A 12105-nucleotide genomic window follows, 5' to 3' on the forward strand; every position below is an offset into this window, starting at 1 on the left:
AATAGGTTTCAAATTGTTAAAGAGCTTTTCTTCTACTTTCAAAGCTTTTTCGCTTTTCTGTGAAGAGGACGGTCATTTTATCGATTTAAGTCTCAGTGTCAAGCACTTATTTGAAACTTAATTCTGAACCATCTTACCAACTCCGATTGCTAACCCTTATGGGATGGGCTCTCCGTGTCAGTGAGGTCGCATTATAGAGAGTTCGATCACATTAGCAAGAGCTTTTTTAAGATAATTTCATATTTATGTTTTTATGGTTAAAGTACGAACAAATCAGTGTTAAATTATCTTAACTAGCTCATTTCATTAACAGTAAGTTATCATATTTAAGGGGTATCGTATGAAATCGTCATTACGCAGTTATAAATCTATCTTTCCTACTATTGGTTTACGAGCTTATATCGATCCATCCAGTGTTTTAATAGGTGATATTAATATTGGTGATGATTCTAGTGTTTGGCCTTTAGTTACAGCAAGGGGAGATGTTAATTCTATTATTATTGGACTTCGTACTAACATTCAAGATGGAGCCGTCCTACACGTAACCCATAAAAATCAAGATAACCCTAAAGGTGCACCATTACTTATTGGAGATGATGTGACAATAGGACATAAAGTAATGCTTCATGGTTGTGAAATACAAAATCGTGTACTTGTAGGTATGGGAAGTATTATTTTAGATCATGCCATTATTGAATCTGATATAATGATTGGCGCTGGTAGTTTAGTCCCACCAAACAAAACACTCAAAAGTGGCTACCTTTATATAGGTAGCCCTGTAAAGCAAATTCGTGAATTATCTGTAGAAGAAATTGCCTTTTTAAAAACATCAGCGATGAATTACGTTTCATTCAAAAATGACTATATAAAGGAAGAAGCTAGTTAATGATAATTTCACCAGAAGCATTGAACTCTTCATCTTCAATCAATGCTTCTGCTTGCTCCTCAACATCAAAGCGATACTCTTCAAAAATACGTAACGCATCAGAGTCATTTATTATCTGCTCTCCACTTTCAGATTCTAACCATGAAGTTGTGACGCCACATTGAATTAAATTTCCCATCTGCTGAGCAGAGAATAAGACAGTTTGTGTCTCTTCATTCCATTGAGCATCGTCACTAAAAAGGATTGACTGATTCATTTAAATACCTTCTAAGTTTTTTCGTAATTCACGCAATATCTGTTTCCCACCAGGACGAAGACCTCGCCACACAGTAAAACTTTCCGCGGCTTGCCCAACGAGCATTCCTAGTCCGTCATAAGCTTGGTGTGCATGGTGTTTTAATGCCCATTGGTTAAATACCGTTTTTCCTTGACCATACATCATGTCATAGCTAATCGTATTTTTAGAAAAAATTGTTGCACTGATATCTGGTAGCTGTCCAGATAAGCTTGCTGACGTCGAGTTAATAACTACATCAAATGATTCATCAACCTCATTCATCCGTACTGCATTAATAGTTCCGTAATTTGAAAAGATAGTAGCCAGTGTTTCTGCTTTTTCATAAGTACGATTTACGACAGTAATAGAAGAGGGGTTTTGCTTTAATAAAGGAAGAAGCACTCCACGAGCCGCACCGCCTGCACCTATTAATAAGATGCGCTTACCTTGAAGTGGGATTTGGTATTGCAGTAAATCTTGAACCAGCCCTTCGCCATCAGTATTGTCGCCCAAAACAATTCCATCATCTAATTTCTTTAATGTATTAACCGCACCAGCTAGTTTTGCTCGCTCTGTTAATTGGTTTGCAAATTGAAATGCTTCTTCTTTAAAAGGGACAGTAATATTACAACCTTTCCCACCGTTAGCAAAAAAATCAGTTACTGCATCTAGAAAACCATCCACAGGAGCCTCAATAGAAACATACTCTAAAGATTGAATTGTCTGACGCGCAAATAAGGTATGTATAAAGGGAGATTTACTTTGTGTTATTGGATTACCAAAAACAGCATACTTATCCATAAGTGATTCCTTTCAATAAATAACGTTAATTAAGTCACCTTACCTTAAAGAAATAATAGATGCATTAGCCTTGGCGTAATGTGTTTCCTGTTTTTGCATCACGAATTTCCGTAGGCTGAGTTCTATTACCTACCTCTCCCTCAAAAATAACGACTCCGGTATCACCTAACTGTTCCTTAACTTCAGATACGGTTCGACAAGGTTCATAACCAGAAAGATTTGCGCTTGTAGAGGTAATCGGTTTTCCAAATGCTGAACAAATCGCTTTAACCTGTTCATGAGCAGTAACTCGAACTGCGATACTATCAAACTGACCAATAACTAAAGAATGTGTCTTTTGGCTTACAGGAACAATCCATGTCACAGGCCCTGGCCATGTCGATTTTATCTGTTCTATTTGCTTATTCTCTAGCTGAGAAAAATCAACATAAGGAAGTAACTGCTCAATAGAAGCGGCGATCAATATTAATCCTTTCTCTTGAGGGCGTTGTTTAACCACTAATAGCTTATGGATTGCAGATTCATTATCTGGATCACAGCCAACACCAAAAACACCTTCTGTCGGGTAGGCGATAACATCACCATTATTTAAGGCTTTTACGACTAGATCTAGATTCTTCACTCTTACACCATTAATTAGACTAAATTAGTCTCTCTATTCTATTGATAAGATGAAATCAAACAACTGCTTTCCATTTTTCAATTGTCAATAATCGTTAATAACTTGTACTTTTCCTTACGCAAACGTTTCCCTTGACATCAAATACCCATATAATGCTGCCAACTTTTTATATATTGCCAATATCTTTATCCAAGGAGTTCACAATGAAAGTCGGTATTATCATGGGTTCAAAATCAGACTGGCCAACAATGAAACTAGCTGCTGAAATGCTTGATCGTTTTAATGTTCCTTATGAAACAAAAGTAGTTTCAGCTCATAGAACTCCACAGCTACTTGCTGACTATGCAACCCAAGCAAAAGATCGTGGTATCAAAGTTATTATTGCTGGAGCAGGTGGGGCTGCTCACCTCCCTGGAATGGCCGCTGCATTTACTAGCATTCCCGTTCTTGGTGTTCCTGTTCAATCTAAAGCATTAAAAGGAATGGATTCTCTTCTTTCTATCGTCCAAATGCCAAAAGGCATCGCAGTAGGTACTCTTGCAATTGGTGAAGCAGGAGCTGCCAATGCAGGTATTCTTGCAGCTCAAATCATTGGAACATCAAACGAAGAAGTAATGGCCTCTGTTGAAGCATTCCGTAAAGAGCAAACAGAGACTGTATTAGCAAACCCAGATCCATCAGAGGACTAATCATGAAAGTGCTTGTACTCGGTTCAGGTCAACTCGCTCGTATGATGGCGCTCGCAAGTGCACCATTGAATATTGAAATTATTGCTTATGACGTAAATAACCAAAATGTTGTACATCCATTAACTCAGCAGCTTATTAATTTATCATTAGAACAAGCTATTGATGACGTTACGGTAATTACTGCTGAGTTCGAACATATTCCACATGATATTTTAGATATATGTAGCCAAAGTGGAAAATTTCAGCCAAATCCTGATGCAATAAAAGCAGGAGGAGATCGTCGCTTAGAAAAAGCTCTTTTGGGCAATGCTAAAGTATCTAATGCCAAATACCACATCATCAATACAAAAGAAGATTTCTTAAACGCAATTGATATTGTTGGACTTCCAATGGTATTAAAAAGCGCACTTGGTGGCTATGATGGCAAAGGCCAATGGCGCTTAAAAGAACACGACCAAGTAAACCAAGTTTGGAATGAAATGGAAGAACTTATAAAGAGTTCACCAAACCAAGCAATGGTTGCTGAACAATTCATTCCATTTAACCGTGAAGTTTCATTGATTGGTGCTCGTAATAAAAACGGCGAAATGGTGACATATCCTCTGACTGAGAATGTTCACGTTGATGGTGTACTTGCACTATCAACAGCCTTAGAAGGGAACTGTGAATTACAACAACAAGCTGATGAGATGTTTTCAGCTATTGCTGATGAACTCAACTATATTGGTGTACTTGCAATTGAGTTCTTTGATGTAGATGGTCAGTTATTGGTAAATGAAATTGCACCACGAGTTCATAACTCTGGTCATTGGACGCAGCAGGGTACTGATATTTGCCAATTTGAAATGCACATACGAGCCGTATGCAATTTACCTTTAAATGGCACAAAACTGCTTAGATCAACAGCAATGATCAATATTCTAGGCGAAGACACTTTACCTGAAAATATACTCCTGATGTCTAACTGTCATGTACATTGGTATGGGAAAGAGAAAAGGGCAGGAAGAAAAATGGGACACATCAACGTATGTGCCTCATCTTCAGAAAACCTACAAAAAGAATTGACTAAACTATCAACAATATTAGACAGTAACGCTTTCTCTGCTCTTGCATAACATTATTGATATAGAGTAACTCTGTCTATTTTTAAGAATAGATACGAGTTACTCTTATTTTTGTATCGTGCTACATTTTTTATCTGCACAAACAAGCTTTACCCCTGTTACCATCTCTTTCTTCAACAACAAAGAAAAGCCACACTCTTGGCAATTACCACTCTGAGGCTCTAAATTAACGATAAAACGACAATTTGGATACCCATCACACGCATAAAATGTTTTACCAAAGCGTGATTTTTTTTCATGTAAAAGCCCTTTATAACAGCTTGGGCAAGCAATATGATCTTTGGGTTCTTCTTTTTTCTGTTCTAGCGACTCAATGTGTGTGCATTCAGGGAAAGAAGAGCAACCAATAAACATCCCATAACGCCCTTGCCTTAGTACTAATTCACTTTCACACTCAGGACAAGGTATACCAAGCTCTTTAACTACATGCCCATCGTTACTTTTTAATGGGTGGATATAATTACATTCAGGGTAATTTTGACACCCCAAAAACGGGCCTCTTTTACCGTAACGAATAGTTAATTCACCACTGCATTCAGGGCAAAATTTATGCTCTAAAGCTTGTTCATGAGCTTTAAATAATTGCTTATCTATTTTTCCAGACATTCAACAAAGCCTTAATGTGTCATGCCTACATCAGCAGTATAAAGTAGCTCTTCCATCTGTGTATAAGCACTCTCTTGACCAGGAACGTTAAATAACACCATTAACACAACCCACTTCAAGTCATCTAAAGATAGCTCATCCGTTTCTAAAGCCATTACTTGCTCGATAACCATTTCTCTGGTTTCACTGGTCAATACTTTAATTTGCTCTAAGAAAAGTAAAAAACCACGACAAGCAGTATCAATACCCTCAATTTCTTGTTGAGTATAAATACGCATTGAGGTTGATGTACTTTTTTCTATATGTGTATAAGAATCATCTTCTTGTAAACGCGCTAAATCTTCCAACCAATCCAGTGCTTTATAGACTGCGTCTTGGTGAAACCCCGCTTTAAGTAACTCATCTTCTAGTTTTTCTTGATCCACACTGAGTTCAACATCACTATGGATATATGTTTCAAATAGATACATAAGAACATCCATCATGGCTAGCCCCTCCGCTTTTTAATATAACCACCTGGGACTGCAGCGATGAAACCTTGCAACTCTAATTCAAGTAATTGCATCATGATTTCATGTACAGGCATCTGACACCGCTCTGCGATAATATCAACAGGCGTCGCCTCATTGCCTACGGTAGCGAACACTTTAGGAAATGGCAATTGTTCTGTGATAACTTCTTGCTCGAATAATGACGGTTGATGAGATATTGCACATTCAGTTAATGCTCCTATTTCATCAAAAATATCTTCAGGAGAAGAAACTAACTTTGCTCCAGCTTTTATTAATCCATTAGACCCTTTTGCTGTTGGATTTTGTATTGAGCCCGGAAGAGCAAACACTTCACGACCTTGTTCATTCGCATATCTTGCTGTAATTAACGATCCTGAACGTTCCGCAGCTTCAATTACAAGAACACCAGTTGATAACCCACTAATAATACGATTGCGTCTTGGGAAATTATCAGCCCTTGGTGGTGCATCCGGACGAAACTCAGAAACAAGTGCACCGTTATCAATCACTCGGTCAGCCAATAGACGATGTTTTGCCGGATATATTTTATCTAATCCAGAACCCAGCACGGCTATCGTTTTTCCCTTAGCTTCAATCGCTCCATGATGAGCATAACCATCAACCCCCAGAGCCAAGCCACTAGTAACAACATAATTATGTTGAACAATGGAACGCGCAAATTGCTCAGCACAATCTAAGCCTTCTAAACTGGCATTACGACTACCAACGATTGCTACTTGCGGTTCTGATAGCGTAAGAGGACCTCCTTTAATAAATAAAATTGGAGGAGGCGCACTGATCTCTGAAAGCAACTTTGGGTATATAGGACTACTTAATGGCAAGATAATATGAGTATCATTTTTCTCCTGCCACTCTAAACACTTATTAACCTCTTTATGCTCTGAGCATTGAAGGTATGTTATTTGTGCTGACGACAACCCCAAAGCAAGCAATTGTTCTGTACTGTATTTCAATATATTTTCTGGTGAATCAACCGCCCGTAAGCGAGTCATCACTTTTCCTCCAATTCGAGGGCAAAAACATAAGGTAAGCCAAGCTGATAAGTGTGCTTCTGACGTTGTCACTATGCATCACTCCTTATTTGGAGAGACCGCTATCACCCCTTTGTGTATAGGCATTTCACTTCGAGTTATAAGAGCTAAACTGAACCTCTCATAAGGTCTAATAACTATTAGCTCTCCAATTTGTGTTTGTGGTAATTGGAGGCTATTTTTATTTTTTCCTTTATCAAGATCATAATAATATTCTCCTTTATTTCCTTTAACGATATTTCCTTCTTCTCTTAAGGAAAACATACTGCCTTGCAATAAGCCGTCCTTGCTTCCTCGATCAATAACCGCAACCTGATTTACCGCTAAGTAGTCAGCCCCATCTATTGAACCGAGAATAGACACGCCCATTCCTTTTGGTGCAGGTTGTGGGTAAAAAGTAGTGGTTAGTTCTTTATTAATATCACCAGATGTAATTGGAAGAACTACATCATTAATCGCAATTTCTTGTTGCTGCTTAATGACTTTTAATCCACTCATCTCCTTTGTTGTTTCAGCTAATTCGGCCAAACCGACGAGTCGAAGTGCATAAGAGGTTTCTTTCGTCTCTTTTCGAGAGAATTTATTTACTGTACGGTAAATTCCCCATTCCTTATGTTCTAATTCAGCATCGACATATACTCGCTCATTCCCACTCAAGAATTTTCGTCCATCACTGGTCCCAAGAACTCGATATGCTTCTCTATAATTAGTAGCATCAATCAATCGATCCGATTGTAAATAAGGAACAACCAAACTAGTTGGCAAGGTCGGTACAGGCTCTTTAATTACTGTTCTCATCTTAGGTGAGAGTTTTTTTAATGGTTTAACGCTCAGCACAGGGTTGCCATTCTGCCAACTCAAACTCAATTCATCTCCTGGATAAATTAAATGAGGGTTATCTATCTCTGGGTTAATTTTCCATAATTTTGGCCAAAACCAGGGATTATCCAAAAATAAAGCGGATATATCCCAAAGCGTATCACCCTTTTTAACGGTGTAATTACTAGGATAATCTTGTTTTAACACCAATTTTTCTTCACTTGAAAATGAAGGTAATGAGAAGATAATGGCACTAAAAAATGAAGTGAAAATGAGTAATTTTTTAAACATGGTCCGCTTTCCTTATCAGACATTTGAACCGATGCTGTCATTTGCTTAATAAAATGTCTAGAATTGGAGCTATTAGGTTTATGCCGTTTACGGCGCAGTTCAATATTTAGAGTAATTATGGCTTTATTAGAAGTATTAACGTTTCCGGACGATCGTCTACGTATCGTAGCAAAACCGGTTGAAGCAGTGACACCTGAAATCCAAAAATTCATCGATGACATGATTGAAACCATGTACGACGAAGAAGGCATTGGCCTTGCTGCTACGCAAGTTGATTTCCACCAACGTATTGTTGTTATCGATGTTTCTGACACTCGTGACGAACCAATGGTATTAATCAACCCCGTTATCACTCAAAAAAGTGGCGATGATGGCATTGAAGAGGGATGTTTATCTGTTCCTGGTGCAAAAGGAATGGTTCCTCGCTCTGCAGAAGTATCAGTAACCGCTCTTGATCGTGACGGTAAAGAATTTAGCTTTGATGCTGATGACTTATTAGCTATCTGCGTTCAGCACGAATTAGATCACCTTGATGGCAAACTTTTTGTTGATTACTTATCGCCGTTAAAGCGTAAACGCATCAAAGAAAAGTTAGAGAAGATCAAAAAATTCAACGCTAAAAACTAGCCATAACAATCCAAATAATTACTAAGCTACTTATTTGGATTGATATTAGAGATACCGAGGTCAACTTGAATAAACCATTACGCATTATTTTTGCGGGCACGCCCGATTTTGCCGCTCGCCATTTATCAGCACTTATCGACTCTCACCATGAAGTGATAGGCGTATATACTCAACCGGATCGTCCTGCGGGCCGTGGTAAAAAGCTGACGGCGAGCCCAGTAAAAGAACTGGCTCTTGAACACAACATTCCCGTGTTCCAACCAGAAAACTTTAAAGCTGACAAAGCAAAGCAAGAACTTGCCGATCAAAATGCAGATTTAATGGTTGTGGTTGCTTACGGGCTGCTATTACCACAAGCGGTACTTGATACACCTAAATTAGGTTGTATTAACGTTCATGGTTCAATTTTGCCTCGTTGGCGTGGCGCTGCTCCAATTCAACGCTCAATTTGGGCTGGCGATGCCGAAACCGGCGTAACCATTATGCAAATGGACATTGGTTTAGATACAGGCGACATGCTAAGTATTGCAACGCTACCGATTGAAGCAACAGACACAAGTGCGTCAATGTACAACAAATTGGCAGAACTTGGTCCTGTAGCTTTAGTTGAATGTTTATCAACAATTGCTGACGGTACCGCTATTGCTGAAAAGCAAAACGATGAACTGGCTAATTACGCAAAGAAACTCAGCAAAGAAGAAGCTAAGATTGATTGGGCAATGGATGCAGATGCCATTGAACGCTGTGTTCGTGCTTTTAATCCTTGGCCGATGAGTCACTTCTCTGTTGATGATAAAGCGATTAAGGTGTGGCAATCTCGCGTTGAAAATTACCAAGGTAATGCGGCGCCAGGTACCATAATCCAAGCCGATAAATCGGGTATTTATGTAGCTACCGCTTCAAATGCAATTGTATTTGAACAACTGCAAGTTCCTGGAAAAAAAGCGATGGGTGTTCAAGATATTTTGAACTCTCGCAAAGAATGGTTCGAAGTAGGCAATATACTTAACTAATTTCTTCAAAATATAAAAGGTGGCATAATCGCCACCTTACTTTTTAAATGGCAAATATCGTATTTGCCATTTTATTTTTGCCAATCATATTTTAGGTGATGACATGAACGTTCGTGCTGCGGCAGCAAAAGTTATTTATCAAGTTGTCGATCAGGGTCATTCTCTCTCTTCTGCACTTCCAAAAGCTCAAGCCGAGATAAAACCTCGCGACCAAGCTTTACTGCAAGAGATTTGTTATGGCGTACTGCGCTTTCTTCCTCGTTTGGAATCGGTTGCTCAATCTCTTATGGATAAACCGCTAAAAGGGAAACAACGTGTTTTTCACCACCTGATCTTAGTCGGTATTTACCAATTAAGCTTCATGCGTATCCCTGCTCATGCCGCGGTTGGCGAAACAGTTGAAGGCACTAAGAACCTAAAAGGCCCAAAACTGCGTGGCTTAATTAATGGTGTTCTTCGTAGCTACCAACGTAGCCAAGAAGAGCTGGATGCCAAATCAATCAGCCACGACTCGGGTAAATATGGTCACCCAGGCTGGTTGCTTAAAATGCTAAAAGAAGCGTATCCAGATCAATGGGAATCGATCGTTGAAGCCAACAACAACAAAGCACCAATGTGGTTACGAGTAAACAGTCAGCACCACACTCGCGATGAATACATTGCACTTCTTGAAAAAGAAGAAATTGAAGTAACCCCACACAGCCAAGCAACAGACGCATTATTATTAGATAAAGCGCGTGATGTATTTACATTGCCTGGCTTTGAGCAAGGCTGGGTGTCAGTTCAAGATGCTGCCGCTCAACTATCTGCTGAATATTTACAACCTCAAGATGGTGAACTCATTCTTGATTGTTGTGCTGCTCCTGGTGGAAAAACCGCTCATATTTTAGAGCGAACAAAAGACACTAGCGTTGTTGCTATCGATTGTGATGAAACACGCTTAACTCGCGTGTACGAAAACTTAGAACGCCTTAACTTAACCGCAAAAGTTATTTGTGGTGATGCTCGTTATCCTGAACAATGGTGGCAAGGTGAGCAATTTGACCGTATTTTATTAGATGCACCTTGTTCTGCAACCGGTGTTATTCGTCGTCACCCTGACATTAAATGGCTACGTCGTTCAGAAGACATTAAAGCGCTTGCTGAACTGCAAAGTGAAATCTTTGATGCAATGTGGCTACAGTTAAAATCTGGTGGCACCATGGTGTATGCGACGTGTTCAATTACACCACAAGAAAACTGCGATCAAGTAAAAGCCTTTTTAGAGCGCACAGAAAACGCCTCTTTGATAGATAATACCTATCCAGTAAAACCAGGGCGTCAAATTCTTCCGGGTGAAGAAAATATGGACGGCTTCTATTACGCTGTTCTACGAAAAGCATAATCTATATACGAGCGAGCAAGCGGTATGAAAATCATAATCTTAGGTGCAGGACAGGTTGGCGGCACATTAGCTGAAAACTTAGTTGGCGAAAACAACGACATTACGGTTGTTGATAAGAGTTCTGAACGACTGCGTGAGTTACAAGATAAATACGACTTACGTGTGGTTCAAGGGTTTGCGAGTCATCCTGACACATTAAGAGAAGCAGGCGCGCAAGATGCTGATATGTTGGTTGCGGTAACCAACTCTGATGAAACCAATATGATTGCTTGTCAGATCGCATTTACCATTTTCAATACTCCTAACCGTATTGCTCGTATTCGTTCACCTGAATACTTAAAAGAAAAAGAGCGCTTATTTCAATCAGATGCGATTCCAGTTGACCACTTAATCGCACCAGAAGAGCTGGTAACAGGCTACATTGAACGACTTATTGAATACCCTGGCGCACTTCAAGTGGCGAGTTTTGCAGAGAAAAAAGTTAGTCTTGTTGCAGTAAAAGCCTATTATGGTGGTCCACTTGTCGGTAATGCTCTTTCTGCACTTCGTGACCACATGCCTCATATTGATACTCGTGTTGCTGCGATCTTTCGTCAAGGTCGTCCTATTCGTCCTCAAGGCACCACCGTTATCGAAGCCGATGATGAGGTTTTCTTTGTTGCGGCAAGTAACCACATTCGCTCTGTCATGAGTGAATTACAACGTTTAGAGCGTCCATATAAACGAATTATGATTGTTGGTGGCGGTAATATCGGTGCAGGTCTTGCTAGACGTTTAGAGCAAAACTACAGCGTTAAGCTCATTGAACGTAACATGAAACGCGCAGAGCAGTTATCAGAACTGCTTGAAGAAAGTATTGTCTTCTGTGGCGATGCTGCCGATCAAGAGTTACTTAGTGAGGAGCATATCGACCAAGTGGATGTTTTCATTGCTGTAACCAATGAAGATGAAGCAAACATCATGTCAGCCATGCTTGCGAAGCGCATGGGGGCTAAAAAAGTAATGGTACTGATCCAACGTGGCGCTTATGTCGACTTAGTTCAAGGAGGCGTAATTGATGTTGCCATTTCTCCGCAACAAGCAACTATCTCAGCACTATTAACGCATGTTCGTCGTGCTGATATCGTAAATGTATCTTCTCTTCGTCGTGGGGCAGCAGAAGCGATTGAAGCAATTGCTCATGGTGATGAAACGACCTCTAAAGTGGTTGGTAAAGAAGTACAACACATCAAACTTCCACCAGGTACAACCATTGGTGCGATTGTTCGTGGCGAAGAAGTCCTCATCGCACACGATAAGACTGTGATCGAACAGGATGATCACGTTGTTATGTTCCTAGTGGATAAAAAATACGTTCAGGATGTTGAGCGTTTATTCCAACCGAGCCCGTTCTTCTTGTAAT

Annotated in this window: 14 protein-coding genes; 7 read left to right on the forward strand and 7 right to left on the reverse strand. The window is 39.7% G+C overall.

The features are described 5' to 3' along the window. The first annotated feature begins 340 nt into the window (after nt 1-340). Nucleotides 341-886, forward strand: a complete 546-nt coding sequence (locus BTO22_RS17380; RefSeq protein ID WP_105056598.1) for a gamma carbonic anhydrase family protein — start codon at nt 341-343, stop codon at nt 884-886. Here BTO22_RS17380 and BTO22_RS17385 read toward each other — a convergent pair. The 3 genes from BTO22_RS17385 to BTO22_RS17395 form a co-directional block, all read right to left on the reverse strand. Beyond that, the gene (locus BTO22_RS17385) at nt 879-1142 is read right to left on the reverse strand and encodes a DUF1488 family protein (RefSeq protein WP_105056599.1); all 264 of its coding nucleotides are present in this window, start codon (nt 1140-1142) and stop codon (nt 879-881) included. The two genes, BTO22_RS17380 and BTO22_RS17385, sit on opposite strands and share 8 nt — an antisense overlap. Continuing rightward, nucleotides 1143-1964: a shikimate dehydrogenase gene (gene aroE / locus BTO22_RS17390; RefSeq protein ID WP_105056600.1), complete on the reverse strand. Its 822-nt coding sequence runs from the start codon at nt 1962-1964 to the stop codon at nt 1143-1145. Nucleotides 1965-2028: 64 nt separating this feature from the next. Continuing rightward, on the reverse strand, nt 2029-2586 hold the full coding sequence (locus tag BTO22_RS17395) for a Sua5/YciO/YrdC/YwlC family protein (protein WP_105056601.1): 558 nt from the start codon (nt 2584-2586) through the stop codon (nt 2029-2031). A 203-nt stretch (nt 2587-2789) separates the two neighbouring features. Here BTO22_RS17395 and purE point away from each other — a divergent pair, with 203 nt between their 5' ends. Continuing rightward, nucleotides 2790-3275 carry a 5-(carboxyamino)imidazole ribonucleotide mutase gene (purE, locus tag BTO22_RS17400; protein ID WP_060993503.1) on the forward strand — a complete coding sequence of 162 codons (486 nt, stop codon included), beginning with the start codon at nt 2790-2792 and terminating at the stop codon, nt 3273-3275. Between the two features lie 2 nt (nt 3276-3277). Beyond that, nucleotides 3278-4390, forward strand: coding sequence for a 5-(carboxyamino)imidazole ribonucleotide synthase (locus BTO22_RS17405; RefSeq protein WP_105056602.1), 1113 nt, complete (start codon nt 3278-3280; stop codon nt 4388-4390). A 54-nt stretch (nt 4391-4444) separates the two neighbouring features. Here BTO22_RS17405 and BTO22_RS17410 read toward each other — a convergent pair whose 3' ends face one another. From BTO22_RS17410 to BTO22_RS17425, 4 genes are read right to left on the reverse strand one after another with little or no spacing between them, the layout of a single operon-like run. Continuing rightward, entirely contained in the window at nt 4445-5005 is a 561-nt protein-coding gene (locus BTO22_RS17410; RefSeq protein WP_105056603.1) for a DNA topoisomerase family protein, read from the reverse strand. Between the two features lie 11 nt (nt 5006-5016). Beyond that, nucleotides 5017-5490: a DUF494 family protein gene (locus BTO22_RS17415; RefSeq protein ID WP_105056604.1), complete on the reverse strand. Its 474-nt coding sequence runs from the start codon at nt 5488-5490 to the stop codon at nt 5017-5019. Nucleotides 5491-5492: 2 nt separating this feature from the next. Next, nucleotides 5493-6602, reverse strand: coding sequence for a DNA-processing protein DprA (gene dprA / locus BTO22_RS17420; protein ID WP_105056605.1), 1110 nt, complete (start codon nt 6600-6602; stop codon nt 5493-5495). 6 nt (nt 6603-6608) lie between these two features. Beyond that, a complete protein-coding gene (locus BTO22_RS17425; RefSeq protein WP_105056606.1) occupies nt 6609-7679 on the reverse strand; it encodes a LysM peptidoglycan-binding domain-containing protein in 1071 nt (356 codons plus the stop codon). A 117-nt stretch (nt 7680-7796) separates the two neighbouring features. Between BTO22_RS17425 and def the strand changes: the two genes are divergently transcribed. The 4 genes from def (at nt 7797) to trkA (ending at nt 12104) form a co-directional block, all read left to right on the forward strand. Beyond that, entirely contained in the window at nt 7797-8306 is a 510-nt protein-coding gene (def, locus tag BTO22_RS17430; protein WP_105056607.1) for a peptide deformylase, read from the forward strand. Nucleotides 8307-8371: 65 nt separating this feature from the next. Then, nucleotides 8372-9319 carry a methionyl-tRNA formyltransferase gene (fmt, locus tag BTO22_RS17435; RefSeq protein ID WP_105056608.1) on the forward strand — a complete coding sequence of 316 codons (948 nt, stop codon included), beginning with the start codon at nt 8372-8374 and terminating at the stop codon, nt 9317-9319. Nucleotides 9320-9422: 103 nt separating this feature from the next. Continuing rightward, nucleotides 9423-10703, forward strand: coding sequence for a 16S rRNA (cytosine(967)-C(5))-methyltransferase RsmB (gene rsmB / locus BTO22_RS17440; RefSeq protein WP_105056609.1), 1281 nt, complete (start codon nt 9423-9425; stop codon nt 10701-10703). 24 nt (nt 10704-10727) lie between these two features. Further along, nucleotides 10728-12104 carry a Trk system potassium transporter TrkA gene (trkA, locus tag BTO22_RS17445; RefSeq protein ID WP_060993495.1) on the forward strand — a complete coding sequence of 459 codons (1377 nt, stop codon included), beginning with the start codon at nt 10728-10730 and terminating at the stop codon, nt 12102-12104. Nucleotide 12105: the final 1 nt, after the last annotated feature.

It is taken from the genome of Aliivibrio sifiae (genome assembly GCF_002954705.1).
Lineage (GTDB): Bacteria > Pseudomonadota > Gammaproteobacteria > Enterobacterales > Vibrionaceae > Aliivibrio > Aliivibrio sifiae_A.

Excerpts from the sequence above, each read along its gene's own strand:
- BTO22_RS17405 (WP_105056602.1), top strand. The coding sequence starts at position 3,278 with ATGAAAGTGCTTGTACTCGGTTCAGGTCAACTCGCTCGTATGATGGCG.
- BTO22_RS17425 (WP_105056606.1), bottom strand. The coding sequence starts at position 7,679 with ATGTTTAAAAAATTACTCATTTTCACTTCATTTTTTAGTGCCATTATC.
- rsmB (WP_105056609.1), top strand. The coding sequence starts at position 9,423 with ATGAACGTTCGTGCTGCGGCAGCAAAAGTTATTTATCAAGTTGTCGAT.
- BTO22_RS17385 (WP_105056599.1), bottom strand. The coding sequence starts at position 1,142 with ATGAATCAGTCAATCCTTTTTAGTGACGATGCTCAATGGAATGAAGAG.
- BTO22_RS17380 (WP_105056598.1), top strand. The coding sequence starts at position 341 with ATGAAATCGTCATTACGCAGTTATAAATCTATCTTTCCTACTATTGGT.
- trkA (WP_060993495.1), top strand. The coding sequence starts at position 10,728 with ATGAAAATCATAATCTTAGGTGCAGGACAGGTTGGCGGCACATTAGCT.
- aroE (WP_105056600.1), bottom strand. The coding sequence starts at position 1,964 with ATGGATAAGTATGCTGTTTTTGGTAATCCAATAACACAAAGTAAATCT.
- def (WP_105056607.1), top strand. The coding sequence starts at position 7,797 with ATGGCTTTATTAGAAGTATTAACGTTTCCGGACGATCGTCTACGTATC.
- BTO22_RS17415 (WP_105056604.1), bottom strand. The coding sequence starts at position 5,490 with ATGATGGATGTTCTTATGTATCTATTTGAAACATATATCCATAGTGAT.
- BTO22_RS17410 (WP_105056603.1), bottom strand. The coding sequence starts at position 5,005 with ATGTCTGGAAAAATAGATAAGCAATTATTTAAAGCTCATGAACAAGCT.
- purE (WP_060993503.1), top strand. The coding sequence starts at position 2,790 with ATGAAAGTCGGTATTATCATGGGTTCAAAATCAGACTGGCCAACAATG.